Genomic DNA, 19,666 nt, shown 5'->3' with positions numbered 1-19,666 from the left:
TTTTAAGGTTTTCGCTGTATAGGAACACCTTGAGATTTTAGCTCTAAAACAAAACAAGATGGCTGTTGTTTATTAAATAATAGCCATACTTGTGTTTTTGCTCTTGTTAATGCGACATACATTAAACGTCGTTCTTCCGCATTAGGATAATCTTCAACTTTTGGTAATAACGCTAATTCAATAATTGATTCCCTTGCAGGTGCAGGGAAACCATCTTTACCCTCTTGTAAACCTAAAATAATAACGTAATCAGCTTGTTGCCCCTTCGATGCATGAAAAGTCATAAATTCTAAATTTAATTTAGGCCAACGTGTCTTAGCTTTTTTTAATAATTCTGGTTTTAAATAGTGATAACGAGCGAGTAAAAGAATAGTTTCATTTTCTTCTACATAACCACTCATTTTATTTAGTAAATTTTCAAGTTGATCGTCAGATAACAGTACAACAGACTTTTTATTACCTTTCACTAGACTATTTAACGGTTTAGATAATTGAACTGGATTCTGTTGAATAAACGTATTGGCAACATTTCCTATCGTGTCATTAAAACGATAAGTCGTATCTAATGCGCATTCAGCACCTTCACCAAAAGCGTGATGGAAAGAAGTCGTTAATAATAATTCCGCACCACTAAAACGATAAATGGCTTGCCAATCATCTCCTACTGCAAATAGAGATGTTTGTTTATTTTGCTGTTTTAATGCGGTTAATAATGAAGCTCTTAATGGTGAAATATCTTGGAACTCATCAACAAGAATATGTTTCCATGGGCTAATGAAACGCCCTTTTTCAATAAGGTTAATAGCTTGATGCAATAAGCCTGAAAAATCGATCGCATCTTCTTCTTTTAATGCGGTTTTCCAAGCTTTTAATAATGGCGATAATAATTTTAAATACTTTTTAAAAGATTCGGTATATTCGGGATCCACACTTTCAATCAGAGATTTTTGGCTACCACCTTGCATCCTTAATAGACCAACCCAACGCTCTAATCTTACAGCAACTTGGTTTTCTAATTTTTTATCATGCCAAAACTCACCATCAGGGATATCCCATTCAAACTCTTGAGATAACCACTCTCGCCATCCTTTTGCTTGTGCTTTTTTCTGCTGACACTGAGCTCTCCATTCACCTAATAATAGAGTTCTTCTTTTTTCACTATTTATTTCAAGCTCACTAATTTTGGGGTGCTTTTTTGTCGCTTGTTGAATAATGGATAATGCCAGTGCATGAAACGTTTTTGCCATAATATCGCTATTTAAACGACTAGAAAGCCTTTCATTCATTTCTTGTGCGGCTTTACGCCCAAAAGCAAGTAATAAAATTTGATCAGGTTGTGCCAATTGGCGACGTAATAGCCACCCCGCTCTGGCAACTAATACCGATGTTTTACCACTTCCTGCACCAGCGAGAACAAGAATATTTTCTTCTCCATTAATTACGGCACGACACTGTGATTCATTTAATGGCGATGATTCAATCGTATTAAAAAATTCCGCATGCTCATTTAATATTTGGGTTACCCAAACAGAATTTTCTTTATTAATAAGTGCTTCACCTTGCTTTAGCCACTCTAAACATTGCTGATAAAGAGTATGACAATTGTCAAATTGAATAAGGCGTTCAAGAGGGAGGGGAATAGCAGAAAAGCTATCTTTTATAGATTGTTGAATTTCGCTAAGTTTAGACTGTTTTATCCATCTATTTGATTGGGTTATTTCATTAATATTATGGAGTTGCTTCTCAAGTACTTGAGCGCTTATTTCGCTCATTTCTTTACTCCAATTTTGCCATGATTGATAAAGATAACGATAAAACTGTTGAGTTTCTTCCCAATCCGTTCCATGTAATCGAACAACTTTATCTTCAGACAATAAAAATTCTAACTCCCCCCACACAATCCCTTTTTTACAGAAAATATTAATCAGTTCGTTAAAAGGAATTAAATACTGATGTTTTTCACCACTGACTTCAATGCCTGCATTTAACAATTTGACTCTATTATATGGATGTTGTGCTAAACGTTGTCCCATCGGGGTGGATTTCAGTTCCATACGTAATTCCTGCAATAAATAACAAATAGTCTGTCGTTAAGCTCTTTTTAATCGGTGATAAACCCTATATTCTAAGAGGTAATTATCTTCATCTTGTTTATTTAAGGGCTTTTTGTGTTCACTTTGCTAAATGGCGCCCGCCGATTTATCTATAATAGCCACTTTTTATATTATATTCGCATAATAATCGCGCTTACAGGAACGACTTTGTTTCCTTGGATTTTAGGGCAAGAGCCTAAATATACAATTCCTCTAACTTTAGGCGTGGTTGCGGCTGCATTAACTGACTTAGATGATAGGCTTGTTGGTCGTTTAAAAAACCTAGTTATCACTTTATGCTGTTTTCTTCTTGCTTCAGCATCTATAGGATTACTTTATCCATATCCTATTTTATTCTTTTGTGGTTTAGCTATTTCTACTTGGGGATTTATTTTATTGGGTGCTTTAGGGCAACGGTACGCAACTATTGCTTTTGGTGCTTTATTAATCGCGATTTATACTATGCTCGGTATGCCTATTTTCCCAGAATGGTATGAACAACCCGTTTTATTATTATTAGGCGCTATTTGGTATAACTCTTTAACATTAATTGGTCACTTATTATTCCCAATTCGCCCAGTTCAGGACAATCTAACTCGCTGTTACCAACAACTCGCAACTTACCTCGAAGCTAAAGCGACATTATTTGATCCAGATATCGAAGATGACTATCAACACTCGCTTTATAATTTAGCAATGGCAAATAGCCAATTAATTGACACGATGAACCAAACTAAAGTTACATTATTAAGTCGATTAAAAGGTGATAGAGGCCAACGTAGTAGTCGTTTCACACTTCATTACTATTTCGTTGCTCAAGATATTCATGAGCGAGCAAGTTCGTCACATGCTCAATACCAGCTATTAAGTAATGAATTACGGCATAGCGATGTGTTATTTCGGTTTCAACGTTTACTTTCTATGCAGGCTCGAGCTTGTGAACAAGTTGCACAATCTATTCTTTGGCATAAAAAATATCAGCATAATCCTTCATTAGAACGTGCTATAAATTATCTAGAGAATGCATTAAATCATTTAAAAAAAACGACCTCAGAACCACAATTAATAACACCTTTAAATAATTTACTGCAAAACCTTCAAGGCATTGATGCGCTTTTACGAAGTATTAGTACAGAGCAATACCAAATATCCCATGACCAAAAAGAAGAAACACAACTTTCTGATGATGGTTTAACAGGATGGCGCGATATTGCACTAAGAATAAAAGAGCACCTCACGCCAAAATCGGCGCTTTTTAGACATGCAGTTAGGATGTCACTGGTGTTATGTATTGGCTATGCCATTATTCAATTTTTCCAATTGGATAGAGGTTATTGGATATTATTAACTAGCCTCTTTGTTTGCCAACCCAACTATAATGCCACTCGCCGACGTCTTACTTTACGTGTGAGTGGTACTATTATTGGTATTTTAATTGGCTTCCCTATTTTATATTTTGTGCCTTCGATTGAAGGACAACTCGTTTTAATTGTAATAACTGGTACGCTCTTTTTTGCATTTAGAACCATACAATACGCACATGCCACACTATTTATTACTTTATTGGTTTTATTAAGTTTCAATTTGCTTGGTGAAGGTTATGATGTTGCTCTTCCTCGTATTATCGATACCTTAATTGGCTGCGCCATAGCTTGGTTTGCTGTCAGCTTTATTTGGCCTGACTGGAAATTCCGTCAGCTACCAGTTGTCATTCAAAAAACAATGACAAATAACTGTTATTATCTTGATGCCATACTTATTCAGTATTACCAAGGGAAAGATAATAGCTTAAGTTATCGAATTGCTCGTCGAAATGCTCATAGTAGTGATGGTGAATTAGCCTCCCTGATCTCAAATATGTCATCAGAGCCCAAAAGTTATCAAGCATCCCAAGAAGTGGCTTTTCAGTTACTTTGTTTAAATCATACTTTACTCAGTTATATTTCTGCTCTTGGCGTTCATCGTTCAAAAATAGAAGACGAGAATGTGCTCACGTTACTTAATGATACAGTGTGTTATATCGATTCTGCTTTACGTCGCAAAACGCCACCAGTCAAAGAATTTAAGCAATCTCATGTAGAATTAATTGAAAGGATCAATCTATTACCTAATGCCGATAATCCTCGCATTCAATTAGTACTTACTCAAATCCGATTACTATTGGACTTACTGCCACAAATTATTAACTGCATCCAAATTATTGAGCAAAGCGAATCAAAAAACATGCCTCAATCTTAGTCTCTTATTGACGTTATTTTCTCTAATTTCTATAAGTATATTAGAGAAAATAACGGTCATTGCTTTTTATTTTATTGGAAAGATAATTCGTTGTACCAATCTAATAACTCCATTTTAAGTTGACTAGGTAATACAGAACGATGGCATCCAACGATAGCTCCTGCCAATGAAAGTAAAAGTTCACTATTTTTCAAATTGTGGCCATGCATTAATTTTAGATAACACGCTTTAGCTCCGATTAAACGCAGTTCTTCAACTTGATTAATACCAATTTGATTCAATCTTTTTTCTAATATCACACCTAGATTAGGTAAGTCTTTTATTCTACAAGGCTTCTTTCGTTGTCCTAAATATTCTTGGATGCTGTAGTGATATGTCATATCAATATATTGATCTAATTTTTGCTGATTATTCCATAGCGAATCCGTTATATGGTAATAACGCAATATGATAGGAATTCCTTTTTTCAAATAGGTATAGGAACTCATTTTCGTTGCCTTAAAGAGAGTTTCTAAAAACCCACTTCCTTTTAAATAAAACTCATTGTTAGATGTGATAGCAAACATAACATCATCAATCATTAAGCTAACACCACCAAATTGAGACTTTGTTGTTAACTCTCCATATTGTGCAATACGCGATAACAAATGAGCCTTCCTTTGCTCAGGTAAAAATAACATTGAAACTCCAAAACAAACTTTAAGATTAAATTTTATCTTTGAATTCAAAAACATGCATAATACATCACAAGAAAGACAATAAAGAAATTCCCTTTTATTGCCAATAGTTAACAACTTAAAAATAGAAATTTACATGAAATTTGAGAGGAACTTTCAAAAAATGAGCTTGATTTAAGCGAAATATAGATATACTGTATATTCATACAGTGCATATGGAACGAGGTAAATATGAAACTCTCAACATCATCTCCGACAAGACAGAACGCCATTCTCCAAGAGATCTCAAATGAGGTATTACCTCTATCTATCCCTTCAACAGTGGCGACTTACGATAGTAATAATAAACAAGGTATGGTGAGTGAACTTCTCTACCAAAATCCGCTCGTCATTAATCACATCCTTTTGCCATTACTGAAACAGTATAGCTATGAATCACGTTGGTTATTGTGGCTAAACCCACAACAAAAGCTAAATCGTACTTGGTTAAAAAATGCCGGATTACCACTTAACAAAATAATTCAATTAAATCATATAAATATGATAACTACGGTTGATTTAATGGAAAAAGCGTTGGCAAGTGGTAATTACAGTGTCGTACTCGGTTGGTTACCAGAAATATCGTCAGAAGAGATGAAACGATTAGAATCTGCTGCAAGTAAAGGAAAAACCCTCGGGTTTATTATGCGACAACAAATTAATACAAATATCCATTTAGAAAATAGCAATACCTCTAAACGACATTTGAATTCAGTAAAAATTCATTCAATTCACTACCATTAGTGAAATTTAAGAGTTTTCCTAATACTCAAAACGCCCTTGTATCATTTAAGATAAGTCAAATGTAATTATAACCTAAATCATATAGTTACAATAAATTTAACAAAAATACAGAATCTTTCTCATTGTGAGATAAAGCAGATCTTTTTAAAATTTTAAGTCGAATTTTAAAGGATTACTTGTAACTTTTTAAGTTCATTGTAGACTTTATGTCGTTAAGGTTATGCTTTAAATCCCATTTTTTGGGATCATCATTTGATGAAAGTATTGGATTCCTAACAATAATTTAACCAAGGGCAAATAATAAGGCTTAAAGCCAAATGCCTAACTTGGATGATAACGAGGCGTAAAATGAAAAAGACAGCTATCGCATTAGCAGTGGCAGTGGCAGCTTTCGCAACTGCAGCGCAAGCAGCTCCAAAAGACAATACCTGGTATACTGGTGGTAAATTAGGTTGGTCTCAATACCAAGGTACTAGCAACCAATGGGGTGATGTATCTATCGGTAACGGTAATACTCATAAAGACCAATTAGGTGCTGGTGCATTTGCTGGTTATCAATACAACCAATACTTAGGTTTTGAGCTGGGTTATGACTGGTTAGGTCGTATGACTTACAAAGGTTCATACAACAACGGTGCTTTCAAAGCTCAAGGTATCCAGTTAACTACTAAATTAAGCTATCCAGTAATGGAAGACCTAGACGTTTATACTCGTTTAGGTGGTATGGTATGGCGTGCAGATTCTTCTGCAACCGTTAATGCAACTTCAGCAGCTCCAACTCAAAGACGTTTTTCTGAAAATGACACTGGCGTTTCTCCAGTATTCGCATTAGGTACTGAATACGCGATCACTCCAAACATCGCTACCCGTGTTGAATATCAGTGGATCAACAACATCGGTGATAAAGGTACTCTGAATGCACGTCCAGACAACGGCATGCTGAGTGTTGGTGTTGCTTACCGTTTCAACCAAGAAACTCCAGCACCAGTTGTAGCTCCAGCACCAGTTGTAGCTCCAGCTCCAGTTGTTGAGAACAAAACCTTTACTCTGCGTTCAGACGTTCTGTTCAACTTCAACAAATCTACTCTGAAAGCTGAAGGTCAAGAAGCTCTGAATGGTCTGTACAATGAACTGGCTAACATCGACCCAACTCAAGGTCGTGTAGTAGTTATCGGTTACACTGACCGTATCGGTTCACAAAACTACAACCTGCCTCTGTCAGAAAAACGTGCTCAATCTGTAGTTGATTACCTGGTATCTAAAGGTATCCCTGCAAACAGCATCTCTGCAGAAGGTCGTGGTAAAGAAAATCCAGTTACTGGCAACACATGTGACAACGTTAAAGCTCGTTCAGCTCTGATCGATTGCTTAGCGCCAGACCGTCGTGTTGAAATTGAAATCCAAGGTACAACTGAAGTTGTTGTTCAACCTGGTCAATAATTCAGATAGTAGAATAATCTACTATTGATGAATTCAAAACCCTGCCACTGGCAGGGTTTTTCTTTTATGATGATAAAATTAGGTAAAAATATAAAGGTAAGAACATTTTCGAAAAGCTAATAACAATAAACTGCCAAAACCTGTAAAGTAAGACAAAATTGATGTAACTTATTTTTCTTTATCACGTACTAATAACTCAATAAGCTCATCTTTTAAATTATGCACTTTTAATGCATATTGCTCTTTTCTCTCAGCATCTTCAATTAATTGCACTATTGTTTCTGATAATGTTATTCCTCTTCGTTGTGACAATGCAGATAAGCGTTGCCAAACTTTAAACGTTAAATCGATTGATTTTTTGCGCGTGTGTTGATGCTCAGCATTAAAATAACGTTTTCTACGAGCTCGAATAGTTTGCTTCATCCGATTAGATAAGTCAGGATTCATATGCAAATCTATCCACTCTAAAACTTTTAATGGTTGCGATTCAAGAAGCAACAATTGCTCGACAACTTCATCCGCAGCACTTTTTTCTATATAACGGGTAATTAATTCACCTTCACGGTGTTTTTTTACTAGATAGGCCCATTTCCAACCACATTCTAGGTTCTCTAATTGTTGATATTTCATATAGCCCCCGTGACAGCGTAACTATATAGTAGCATATCAACAATTTTACAAAAATACTTCCACTGAACCGAAATTTTTTGCCTATTTTATAGGCAAAGTTATTTTAGATAATCTTTCTTATCAATTAATAACAGGCCTTGATAAGGGATAGTTTTCTGAGCACGTTATGATAGAATCGAGCGTCGCTATCATAAAACCGTAATGACCAATTTTATAAACTCGTCATTATAAGGTCGTAGCGATACATATTCCCTGCCTATGCAGTTGATGACAGTTAAAGAACCGTCTTATTGCAGGATAGATATCAAATTATACGATATCTAATTATCTCTTTTCACTAATCAATAATAAAAACGGTAACCTTGAAAAACAACGAATTAGAATGGCAGGCGTTACGTCCTGATTACGCCTCCTACCAAACTTTCTTTCAGACAGCATCTCAATTACCTGCATCTCTACTTCGTGAGGTTCAACCTCGCCTGTATGAAAGCTTGCAATGGTTAAACAATGCGGATTCAGGGCAATTTATGCTGTTAAAAGCGGATGATTCAACTGCTTACTTTGATATGCTGACAGACACATTAACGCAATCAGGGATCAAAACTGATCCTGTTGTTGGCAGTTATCAAGCAGAAACCAATAAAATCTATTGGCAAGAAAATGTACAAGGTGCATTTTCATCATCAGAATCTATTACTTGTTGCCAATGGATAGAGCCAGAACAACTTTTTGGTTCATTCTATTGCCACAAAGATGAAGTCACCCTCAGCCCCGGCTTATTGCATAAAATAAATGGTGGCATCTTAGTCCTCTCTATAAAATCTTTACTTGCACAACCACTCATGTGGTTCCGCCTTAAAAAAATGGTTGAAGAACAGCGTTTTGAATGGCTTGTCTGGAATGACAATCAATCCCTGCCTTTACCTATTGAGAGTATGCCACTCAATCTTCGTGTTATTTTAGTAGGTGATAGACTTAGTCTTGAAGAGCTTGAATTTATGGAGCCGGAACTAAGCAGCACTGCTTTATATGGTGAATATGAATACGACATGTATTTAGATAACGAAACCACGCTTTCTCAATGGTGTGGTTTTGTAAACTCATTGTGCCAAAAATATCGCCTCCCTTCTTTATCTGCGGATGCTTGGGAAGTCTTATTAACACAAGCAGCAAGACAACATGAAGATCAGCTAATTCTAAGCCTAGATTTAGAATGGATCTTACGCCAGCTTCGTTATGCAATACGTTTTAATCATGATGCTTCTCTAAATGCTGATGCATTGAAAAAAGCAGAAGAAAATCGCCTATGGCGACACAGTTATTTGTTAGAACGTAGTCGTGATGAGATTTTACAAGACCAAGTTATGATACAAACAGAAGGTGAAGCTATTGGTCAAATAAATGGACTTTCTGTCTTAGATTACCCTGGATACCCTGATTTAATCGGAGAACCGACTCGCATCACCTGCGTTGCACATATAGGTGATGGTGAGTTTACGGATGTTGAGCGAAAAGCTGAGCTTGGCGGAAATATTCATGCAAAAGGCATGATGATTATGCAAGCTTACTTAAACTCAGAACTACGTTTAGACCAACCACAGCCATTTAGCACTTCGATTGTTTTTGAACAATCATATGGAGAGGTTGATGGTGATAGCGCCTCTTTGGCTGAATTATGTGCTTTTATTAGTACTCTGGCACAACAACCTATTGATCAGCAAATTGCTGTTACAGGTGCTGTTGATCAATTTGGTCAAGTCCAACCGATTGGTGGCGTAAACCAAAAAATCGAAGGCTTCTTTGATATCTGCCAACAAAGAGGGTTAACCGGTGCACAAGGTGTAATTATTCCTCTCGCCAATATTCGCCATCTTGTACTCAACGAAAATGTGCAACAAGCGGTAAAAGAAGAAAAATTTCATATTTGGCCTGTTACTCATGTAGCAGAAGCAATAACGTTACTGACTCGTCAGCCATATTATGAAGAGCAATGTGAAGCAGAACAATCAGACTCACACTTGTTAGCTGTTATTCATGATCGTATAACACTTGCAAATAATCAAGATAGACCTAAATTACCTTGGTTCTTACGTCTATTCAGATAATTCTGTTTCAAGTGATCGGAGTTGTTCAGCGTACAAGTGTAAGCTATTCTGTTCTCTTACACTTGATAAAGGCTATATAGACAATGGTTGATAAACGCGAATCTTATTCTAAAGAAGACCTCATTGCTTCCGGCCGTGGTGAATTGTTTGGCCAAGATGGCCCACCACTGCCATCTGGTAATATGCTAATGATGGATCGCATCATTAAAATGACAGAAGATGGCGGCTCCCATAATAAAGGCTTTATCGAAGCAGAATTCGATATCAAGCCAGATTTATGGTTCTTTGATTGTCACTTCGTCAATGATCCTGTTATGCCAGGTTGCTTAGGCCTAGATGCCATGTGGCAACTTGTCGGCTTCTATCTTGGCTGGCTTGGTGGCGAAGGTAAAGGCCGTGCGCTTGGTGTTGGTGAAGTAAAATTCACTGGACAAATATTACCAACAGCAAAAAAAGTTACCTATAAAATTGATTTCAAACGTGTTATCAATCGTAAACTGATTATGGGTATTGCCGATGGTGAAGTGTATGTTGATGGTAAGCTGATTTATGAAGCAAAAGACTTAAAAGTTGGCTTATTTAAAGATACAACTGCATTCTAAGATAGATAACCATCCGAATCTATTATAGAAATAATGACAATATAACGTAAAAAGGCTTACAAAAATGTAAGCCTTTTTTATATCCAAATTAATTGTTTGTTATTTATATTCAAATTGTCCTATGTTCAATATGTACATAGGAATATATATAAATAACCCTCGTTTTGATTGTCGGCAAAATCTTAGTGATAATATTTAATACAGCTAAAAATAAGCTATTATCTATTTCACTACGACGGGTTATTTATTTTACCAGACTTGGGCGATCTTCCATGGCCTGTCGCCAACCTCCAAGCCAATGTGAACGCGCATCAATGGCGAAATAAGGGCAAAGTTCTTTTGAACGACCTTGCATACCAGCTTGATAACCTTTCGATAATGCTCTTGCTAAACGATCTCGTTTCTGTCTTTTCATATCTAGACAACCCTCACGTTCTAAGTTTAAGCGGAAAGATAATGATTGTTTTTCAACAACCACTATAAGTTGATACGCTTTATTGAGCATTTAAGCAAGTAAAGAAGTTAATACAAATGTCATATTTGTGATATTGAGCTGACTACAAACTTAATAATCAATGTTATTATTTATTTTATTTAATGCTTTATTGAAGAGTTTATCAATTATTTTAAAAATCACACCAAGACAAAAATTAACATATTGATATTTAATAAAAATAATAATTAAAAGTGACTTTGGTTATTTTTACCTTATATAACCAATAAATTAAATAAGATAAATTGATATTTACGTTTAAATTTATGTCAATATAAGACTTGGTTGATAAGTATTAATTTTTGCTCTGTTGCTATTTTTTTCGTAGAAAATTCTTTTTAATTACCTTGTTTTATTAAGGAATTAGCTCTCATTGAAAGCAAAATAAGCTATTAATACCTCTTACATACTTCTATTAATTCAAACTCTTCAAATACCAACTCCATATCTTCTGAAAAAAAACCTTCTCGATTAAAGAACGCTTTATGTCCTTCTTGCCAATATGCCAAGCTTAAATCTCCTTCACCTTCTCTCTTAGCTAGCTCTTCTGTAACTTCATTAAATCGTATTAACTGCAAAGAACGTGTACGAATAACACAAACAGGCTCATTTTGGCTATTTAAAATAATACTAAAACCGCCAATAACAGGAATAGCACTGTCACTAAAAAAACCACTTAATGAACTACATGTTGCCGTTTTTTTTCCTTCTACCACCAGCATAGCAAGTTCATCTGCCAACTTTGGGTTATCACCAAATGACCAACTGATTGCAGTAGGATATTTCTTTTTCAGAGTTTCTAACATATTGTTTCCTTTGTTATTTTTAAATAAACAAAACCCAACATCCTGCTTAAATACAATTTAAGTGAATATTGGGTGTGAAAAAATGTAGTACTAATTCGTTAATATTGAGCTTGAATTGCTTTCGCTATATCAGAAATAACTTGCTCCCATCCCTGCCCTAATGTACGCACTAAAGCAGGGTAACCATCTTCAGTTTGTGGTAGAACTAAAGAGAATGGCTGATTAATCACTTTATTATTTTCAGTATAAATCCAATCACCTGAAATAATTACCTGTCCATCATAACGGCCTTGAAAATAATTAACTGTGACCGTTAATTTCGCTAAGTTATCTTCAACAGGTTGATTTGCAACAACAGTACCTGGCAATGCTTTAGTTAAACCTGAAATAAGGTTCTGCTGTAATTGCTGATCAAGTGGATTAATCCATAGATGCTGATTTGCCACGGTATAGTTAATATCCGTCGTTTGATAAACAATACCTGCATTTACTAACATACTAGACAAACGGATCGGCTGAACCCAGATTTGAGGCTTTTTCGCTGACTGTGTTGTCGTGACTTGTGCTGATACCCCTGTTTGGTAAATATCAGGTAACTGATAATAGGTTTTCTCAGGTTGGCTTGAACATGCCGTTAGCATCAAAACAAATATCCCAATAATGTATCTCATTATTTTTCAGCCCTCTTTGGTTCTGGATCTTTACCTTCCTTCGCCTCAAAAATTAATGCATTACTTTTATTGTTCAATGTTTTCAATAAAGGCTGCATCTCTCTTAGCACTTGATCAAGCTGTTGCATATTATCAATCATTTTTCCATACGCAGGAGAGCCCGGTTGGAAGCCTTGCATACTACGATTGATCTCTTTCAATGATTGCTGAATATCACTAGGAAGATTTCTAAATTCATCACTGCCAATCATCGCATTCAATGACTTCAGTGTTTCTTTCGCTTCACTGACCGCTTTTTGGCTTTCAGATAATGTTGCAGTCATTTCTTTAAGCATTGGCTCAACAGGAAGATTGTTGATCTTATCCAGTGATGTCATCACTTTTTGCTGAATTTGCGCTAAACCTGAGCTAACTGTTGGAATTTGTTGGATACCAGCAACTTCTTGAGGCCCTTTCCATTTAGCTTCATCAGGGTAGAAATCAAGATCAATATAAAGTGCCCCAGTTAAAAGGTTACCTGATTTCAATGATGCTCTTAATCCATTATTAGAAGCAAAAGTAATTTCTTTAACGAAGTCGAAACTCTCACCGACATCATTAGCAAAACGTTCTGGTTCAACATGAATAAGAACAGGAATGCGAAAATCTTTATCCAATGATTGTTGCATACCTTTAGTGTAATAAGGCACTTGTACAACCGTTCCCATGCGAATTCCGCGGAATTCCACAGGGGCACCTGCTTGCAATCCTCTTACAGAATCAGAGAAGAACATAATGTAGCTACGATAGTCGGTATATAACGAGTTTTGAATACTCTTTTCATTATCGTAGAGCTTGAATTCTGTTTTAGGTTCAATAGGATCACCTGGAACCCATCCCGCAGGAACATCAAAACTAACTCCACCACTAAAGAGTGTAGAAAGTGATGCCATTTCAACACGTACACCCGATGAAGACATATCAAAAGCGATACCTGAATCTTTCCAGAATCGAACATTTGATGTCACCATTTTGTCATAAGGCGCTTTGATAAAGAGTTGGTAATGCATGTCTCGGCTCTCAATGTTGAATTCGCTGGTTTCAACAGAGCCGACTTGGTAACCTCTAAATAAAACAGGATCACCCGCATTTAATTGGCCTGCCCCTTCACTTACTAAATTGATACGAATACCTTTTGCATCTGGTGAAGCTAACGGTGGCGAGTCGAGAAGATTAAACTCATTTTCTTCTTTACCTTTTAACCCCGGTTGCAGTTCTATGTAAGCCCCAGAAAGCAAGGTGCCTAGCCCCGTTACCCCCTCTTTACCGACTTGAGGTCTTACAACCCAAAATGCAGTATCTGCGCGTAACAACTCTTTCATTTCTTTATCAAGGCGAGCCGTAATAATAACGCGACTAAAATTACTATCGAGTGAGACACTTTCAACTAAACCGATATCCACACTGCGACTTTTAATTTTGGTTTTACCCGCTTCAATGCCATCTGCATTATAGGTAATTAATGTAACTTCTGGACCCTGATGGCTGAAATGATAATAAAGTATCCACGCACCAATCAGTAAGGTGACAAGTGGTATGATCCAAACCGGAGACCAGCTTTTTAGTTTGTTAATTTTTGCTTCAGTTAAAGCAGTTTCATTCTTTTCAGTCACCCTTAGGCTCCTTAATCGTGGGTTTATCATCATCGGTTGTACACTTATCCCACGTCAACCGAGGATCAAACATCATTGCAGAGAACATAGTTAATACTACAACCAATGCAAATAGCACCACACCAAAATCAGGATAGATGCTCATCAGACGTCCCATTCTGACTAATGAAGCTAAAACAGCAATTACGAAGACGTCAATCATCGACCAACGCCCTACATATTCAACAACTTCGTAGAGAAAATGCATTCTAGCGGGATCTCTTTTTCCATTAGATTTATGTGCATCCCAACACAACCAAGCAATTGCTACCATTTTTAAACTTGGTACCATAATACTGGCAATAAATATCACCATCGCAACAGGATAAGAGCCATCTTCCCAAAGCAAAATTACCCCAGCCATAATTGTGGAATAGATATCATTACCTAATGATTCAGTCACCATGATTGGTAATAAATTAGCGGGGATATAAAGAATAAGTGACGTAATCAACAAAGAAACCGTCCATTGTAAACTTTTAGGTCTCCTTGCATGTCCTTTCACTTCACAACGACTACATTCGTATTGATCTACGGGTAAGATTGCCGTACATGAGCGACATAATCTAACCCCTTGCTTTAATCCCGATTGACCTGATTCAATATCAGGGTAATTTGGGCGGGGTTCTAATTTTTCCCATAAAGTGTGTCTATCAAGGCACTGGAATGCTCGAATTTGAAATAAGCAATAAAGCACATAAGGAAGGAAACTAAGCCCTAGTCCAATATCACCATAAGCCATTAATTTTACGAAACTGACTAAAATTCCCGCCAGAAAAATTTCTGCCATACACCACGATTTTAATTGGAATAAAATACGTGATAGCCAAATTTGTAGCTTTCTGGGCAATTGAATTGGCGTACAAAGCAGTAAAATTGCCACCATACAAAAAGCTGGCACAATTTGGACAAACAGTAAGAAAAATGCGCCTAATTCGACGTAATTTTCACTAAACATAACCGTTGGAATTTGCATCAATGTGATGTTGTTGGTGATACCAGCCACTTCCATACTCACGAAAGTGAACTGACTTGCCATTAGCAACATAAATAATGCGCTGATTGCTAGAGCAACAGGTTGATAAAAAGGCTGACGCCAACGTGCAATTAATACAGTATGACAACGAGGGCATGTTGCTTTTGTTCCTTGTACTAATTGAGGAACACTGACCACCAGATCGCACTGAGGACATAATATTTGCTCATGTTTATGTTCATGACGATGTTGTTGACCTGAGCACACAGCGACACCTCTTATTTAGAATAATCAATAAAAGAATATTTAATCCAGAAAGTAAAACGGGGCGCGATGCCCCGTTTTCGGTTGGCTATTCGCCATTTTGCATCAATTCTAGCTCTTGCCATCGGTCAAAAGCAGTTTCAAGCTCTTGTTCTTTATCTGCAAGTGCTTTTAAGACTTTTTCTGTCTCTTCATGAGGACGAGAAAAGAAATCCGCCCCACTCACTTCTTCTTGTAATGCACTTAATTGCGTTTCTAAACTTTCTAATTTAGTAGGTAGTTGCTCAAGCTCTCGCGCCAAATGATAACTTAACTTGTTAGTGCGCGCGTTCTTTTTAGAGCTATCTTTCACTTTTGCTTCTTTTTCGGCTTTTTCTGGTACGTTGCGTGATTTTCTTGTTTCACTCTTTAATGAAACCGACTGTGCTCGTTGTTGCTGAGCATCGTAATATCCACCAACGTAGCTGTTAATGACACCATCACCTTCAAAAATCCAACACTCAGTAACACTATTATCAACAAACTCACGGTCATGACTAACCAGTAAAACGGTGCCTTGATAAGCATCAACCAGCTCTTCTAGTAATTCTAGTGTTTCAACATCGAGGTCATTGGTTGGTTCATCAAGAATAAGCAAGTTACTTGGTTTTAAAAATAAGCGAGCCAGTAGTAGACGGTTTCTCTCCCCTCCTGAAAGGGCACGAACAGGCGTCATCGCACGTTTAGGAGGAAATAAAAAGTCTTGCAAATAACCAAGTACATGGCGAGGACGACCATTTACCATTACCTCTTGCTTACCTTCAGCAAGGTTATCCATTACTGTTTTATCAGGATCAAGTGTTGCACGGTGCTGATCAAAGTAAGCGACTTCAAGTTTAGTACCACAGTGCACTCGGCCACTGTCAGCTTTTAAATCACCTAACATCAGTTTTAATAATGTCGTTTTACCACAACCATTTGGTCCCACCAGCGCAATTTTATCGCCACGTTGTACTTTGGCAGAAAAATCACGAACTAACTTACGAGTTCCAATGCTATAATTAACATCTTCTAACTCGAATACGATTTTACCAGAACGAGTTGCTTCTTCGACTTGCATACGTGCACTGCCTAACACTTCACGGCGTTCACTACGTTCAACACGCAATGCTTTTAGAGCGCGTACACGACCTTCGTTACGAGTACGTCGTGCTTTAATACCTTGGCGTATCCACGCTTCTTCTTGCGCTAATTTACGATCAAACTCTGCATTTTGTTGCTCTTCAACGCGTAATGCTTCTTCTTTGCTCTCAAGATACTTATCGTAATTTCCCGGCCATGAAGAAAGTTTGCCTCGATCAAGATCGATAATACGCGTTGCCATATTTCGAATAAATGAACGGTCATGGGAAATAAACACGATACTTCCTTGGAAATCTTTTAAGAATTTCTCAAGCCAAAGGATCGTTTCAATATCAAGGTGGTTTGTTGGTTCATCTAAAAACAGCACTCTTGGTGCGCTAACTAATGCACGCCCTAATGCTGCTTTTCTTAACCAACCCCCCGATAAAGAAGAAAGCTCAGCTTCACCATCTAAACCGAGTTTTTCTAACACTTCTGCAATTCGGCTATCAAGTAACCACAAGTTACGGCTATCGAGTACTTCTTGTAGCTCTGCCATTTTATTGAGATTTTTATCAGAAGGATCTGTTTCAATCAATTTAGAAATATGATGATAATCCGTTAGATATTTAGCATCTTCTTTAACACCTTCAGCAACAAAATCAAAGATAGTACCTTCAATATCTCTTGGCGGATCTTGCTGTAAGCGAGCAGTCACAAGATCTTGTTCATAAACAACTTGACCATCATCTAAAGGTTGCTCTTTAGATAACACTCTTAATAGCGTTGATTTTCCTGCACCATTGCGCCCAACTAAACAAACTCGTTCATTTTCTTCAATAAATAAATCGGTGCTATCTAATAGAGGAGCATCACTGAAAGATAAATAAGCCCCAGTCAAACTAATTAACGGCATTGTAAATTATTCCTCACCAGCATGAGTTAACAGCCAGCAGTTGTGGATTTGGCGGTTACGCGCAAAGTCTTGTGATAATGTTTTCTGTGTTATCTCTTTTGCACGCAAGCCAATTTTTGCTAACTCTTCATGTTCCATTTTGAATCCACGTTTATTATTTGAGAACATAATTGTTCCACCTTTTCTCAACAAACGTTTTAGATGTTTCATTAGTTCAATGTGATCACGCTGTACATCAAAGGTATTTTCCATACGCTTTGAGTTAGAAAACGTAGGTGGATCGATAAAAATCACATCAAATTGTTCATTGCTTTGCATTAACCATTGTAAACAATCAGCCTGCATTAAACGATGTTGTCTACCTGATAGGCCATTCGCTTGGAAGTTTTTCTCAGCCCATTCAAGGTAGGTACGTGACATATCAACTGTTGTTGTGCTTTTTGCACCACCAATTCCTGCATGAACAGAAGCCGTACCCGTATAAGCAAAAAGATTTAAGAAATCTTTTCCTTTGCTCATTTCACCCAACATTTTTCGTGCAATACGGTGATCTAAGAACAATCCTGTATCGAGGTAATCCGTAAGATTTACCCAGAATTTTGCACCAAACTCGTCAACTAAGAAAAAATCACCTTTTTCGGCCATTTTTTCATACTGTTGTTTACCTTTTTGGCGTTGGCGAGTTTTTAAAATCAGTTGATCAGAACGTAATGCCAATACTTCCATTGTTGCGCTAATTACATCGAATAAACGCTGACGGGCTTTGTGTTCATTAACAGTTTTAGGTGGCGCATACTCTTGAATAACCACTTTATCGCCATAACGGTCTACAGCAACATTATATTCAGGTAAATCAGCATCGTATAAGCGATAACATTCGATTTGCTGTTGTTTTGCCCATTTCGCGAGTTTTTTCTCATTTTTACGCAAACGGTTTGCAAAATCTTCTGCAAGCCCAGTGTTAATCGTTGATGGTGTATCAGAAAGTAAATAGTTTTTCTGTACACAATCAAGAGGACCATTTTTTGCTTTGAACTCACGCTCTGCACGTAATTGAATACAACTCAACAATTCAGGTGATGCACTAAATAGTGACAATCTCCAACCTGGGAAATGTGCTTTTATCGCTCTTCCTAATTGGCTATGTAATGCAATTAATGCTGGCTCACTTTCTAAACGCTCACCATAAGGTGGGTTACTGATAATTGTCCCTTTTATTTCTGTTGAGACTGGGTTTGTCAGTTTAGCTGCATCACCATGAGCAAACGTGATCAGTTCGGCAACATCTGCTCTACGGGCATTAGCTCTTGCCATATCCAACACACGTTTATCAACATCAAAACCATAGAAACGCGCAGTGGTATTCTTTTTACCTTCACGGAAACGGGCGAAAGCTTCATGAGTCACTTCTTTCCATAACGCTTCATCATGGCCTAACCAATGACGGAATCCCCAATGCACACGATTTAATGCTGGAGCACAGTCTGTCGCCATCATGGCTGCTTCAATTAATAATGTACCCGAGCCACACATTGGATCGATTAATGGTGTGTCAATTTTCCAGCCTGAACGCATAATAATCGCAGCAGCTAAATTTTCTTTTAAAGGCGCTTGACCCGTTAAGTCACGGTAGCCGCGTTGATGTAAACCATCACCACTTAAATCTAAAGATAGAGAGGCTTTTTCTTTATGAAGATGGATAGTTAAGCGGATATCAGGAGATTGTTTAGCGACATCTGGACGTTGCCCTATTTTACGTTGAAATGAGTCAACAATGGCATCTTTTGCTTTTAATGCACCATATTGGCTATTACGAATAATGTCATTCGTGCCGTTAAAATGGATAGCAAAGGTCTGATCAACAGTAAAAATCTCACTCCAATCAATTGCCTGCACGCCAAGATATAAGTCTAGATCACTGTAAACATTGAATTCATTTAACGGCAACATAATACGTGACGCTAAACGGCTCCAAAGTAAAGACTGATACATGGTTTTATCATCAGCACGAAAATAAACACCGCCTTGAGTTATCTGGCAAGCCTGAGCACCAAGGTGTTCAAGTTCAGATTTTAATAGTTCTTCCAGACCTCGGCCTGTGCTGGCAAACAGAGAGCGCATAATATTGTTACCACCTAAAATAAAATTGTTGGGCATTATAGCTAATTGTATTACGTTGT

At 37.1% G+C, this 19,666-nt stretch carries 15 protein-coding genes; 5 read left to right on the top strand and 10 right to left on the bottom strand.

Annotated elements, in window-relative coordinates:
- Positions 1-2 precede the first annotated feature (2 nt).
- Positions 3-2,054, bottom strand: coding sequence for a DNA helicase IV (gene helD / locus GWI59_RS11560; RefSeq protein ID WP_109847551.1), 2,052 nt, complete (start codon positions 2,052-2,054; stop codon positions 3-5).
- 114 nt (positions 2,055-2,168) lie between these two features.
- Between helD and yccS the strand changes: the two genes are divergently transcribed.
- Entirely contained in the window at positions 2,169-4,331 is a 2,163-nt protein-coding gene (yccS, locus tag GWI59_RS11555) for a YccS family putative transporter (RefSeq protein WP_161724692.1), read from the top strand.
- A gap of 71 nt (positions 4,332-4,402) precedes the next feature.
- Here the strand turns inward: yccS and GWI59_RS11550 are convergent, their stop codons facing one another.
- Complete coding sequence (locus GWI59_RS11550; RefSeq protein WP_072062773.1) at positions 4,403-5,011, bottom strand: TfoX/Sxy family DNA transformation protein; 609 nt, start codon at positions 5,009-5,011, stop codon at positions 4,403-4,405.
- A gap of 228 nt (positions 5,012-5,239) precedes the next feature.
- Here GWI59_RS11550 and sulA point away from each other — a divergent pair, with 228 nt between their 5' ends.
- Entirely contained in the window at positions 5,240-5,791 is a 552-nt protein-coding gene (sulA, locus tag GWI59_RS11545; RefSeq protein ID WP_006537362.1) for an SOS-induced cell division inhibitor SulA, read from the top strand.
- Between the two features lie 348 nt (positions 5,792-6,139).
- Positions 6,140-7,231, top strand: coding sequence for a porin OmpA (gene ompA / locus GWI59_RS11540; protein WP_109400852.1), 1,092 nt, complete (start codon positions 6,140-6,142; stop codon positions 7,229-7,231).
- A 168-nt stretch (positions 7,232-7,399) separates the two neighbouring features.
- On the opposite strand, the gene matP is transcribed toward ompA, so the two are convergent.
- On the bottom strand, positions 7,400-7,861 hold the full coding sequence (gene matP, locus GWI59_RS11535; RefSeq protein WP_006537365.1) for a macrodomain Ter protein MatP: 462 nt from the start codon (positions 7,859-7,861) through the stop codon (positions 7,400-7,402).
- Between the two features lie 362 nt (positions 7,862-8,223).
- Here matP and GWI59_RS11530 point away from each other — a divergent pair, with 362 nt between their 5' ends.
- Entirely contained in the window at positions 8,224-9,966 is a 1,743-nt protein-coding gene (locus tag GWI59_RS11530) for an AAA family ATPase (protein ID WP_109847548.1), read from the top strand.
- 83 nt (positions 9,967-10,049) lie between these two features.
- Positions 10,050-10,568, top strand: coding sequence for a bifunctional 3-hydroxydecanoyl-ACP dehydratase/trans-2-decenoyl-ACP isomerase (fabA, locus tag GWI59_RS11525; RefSeq protein WP_006537368.1), 519 nt, complete (start codon positions 10,050-10,052; stop codon positions 10,566-10,568).
- 244 nt (positions 10,569-10,812) lie between these two features.
- Here fabA and rmf read toward each other — a convergent pair whose 3' ends face one another.
- From rmf to rlmKL, 7 genes are all read right to left on the bottom strand, one after another.
- A complete protein-coding gene (rmf, locus tag GWI59_RS11520; protein ID WP_023581348.1) occupies positions 10,813-10,983 on the bottom strand; it encodes a ribosome modulation factor in 171 nt (56 codons plus the stop codon).
- 470 nt (positions 10,984-11,453) lie between these two features.
- Positions 11,454-11,867: an ASCH domain-containing protein gene (locus tag GWI59_RS11515; protein WP_161724689.1), complete on the bottom strand. Its 414-nt coding sequence runs from the start codon at positions 11,865-11,867 to the stop codon at positions 11,454-11,456.
- Positions 11,868-11,965: 98 nt separating this feature from the next.
- Positions 11,966-12,538: a membrane integrity-associated transporter subunit PqiC gene (gene pqiC, locus GWI59_RS11510; RefSeq protein WP_006537371.1), complete on the bottom strand. Its 573-nt coding sequence runs from the start codon at positions 12,536-12,538 to the stop codon at positions 11,966-11,968.
- Complete coding sequence (gene pqiB, locus GWI59_RS11505) at positions 12,538-14,190, bottom strand: intermembrane transport protein PqiB (protein ID WP_161671416.1); 1,653 nt, start codon at positions 14,188-14,190, stop codon at positions 12,538-12,540. The genes pqiC and pqiB overlap by 1 nt, the downstream gene beginning before the upstream one ends.
- Positions 14,183-15,472, bottom strand: coding sequence for a membrane integrity-associated transporter subunit PqiA (gene pqiA / locus GWI59_RS11500; RefSeq protein ID WP_072062779.1), 1,290 nt, complete (start codon positions 15,470-15,472; stop codon positions 14,183-14,185). The genes pqiB and pqiA overlap by 8 nt, the downstream gene beginning before the upstream one ends.
- 85 nt (positions 15,473-15,557) lie before the next feature.
- The gene (locus GWI59_RS11495; RefSeq protein WP_161724686.1) at positions 15,558-17,486 is read right to left on the bottom strand and encodes an ABC transporter ATP-binding protein; all 1,929 of its coding nucleotides are present in this window, start codon (positions 17,484-17,486) and stop codon (positions 15,558-15,560) included.
- 6 nt (positions 17,487-17,492) lie between these two features.
- Positions 17,493-19,607 carry a bifunctional 23S rRNA (guanine(2069)-N(7))-methyltransferase RlmK/23S rRNA (guanine(2445)-N(2))-methyltransferase RlmL gene (rlmKL, locus tag GWI59_RS11490; protein ID WP_161671415.1) on the bottom strand — a complete coding sequence of 705 codons (2,115 nt, stop codon included), beginning with the start codon at positions 19,605-19,607 and terminating at the stop codon, positions 17,493-17,495.
- Between the last annotated feature and the right edge of the window lie 59 nt (positions 19,608-19,666).

Source organism: Proteus sp. G2673 (genome assembly GCF_009915125.1).
In the GTDB taxonomy this organism is placed as follows: Bacteria; Pseudomonadota; Gammaproteobacteria; order Enterobacterales; family Enterobacteriaceae; genus Proteus; species Proteus penneri.
This window is presented reverse-complemented; position numbering and strand designations above follow the sequence as displayed.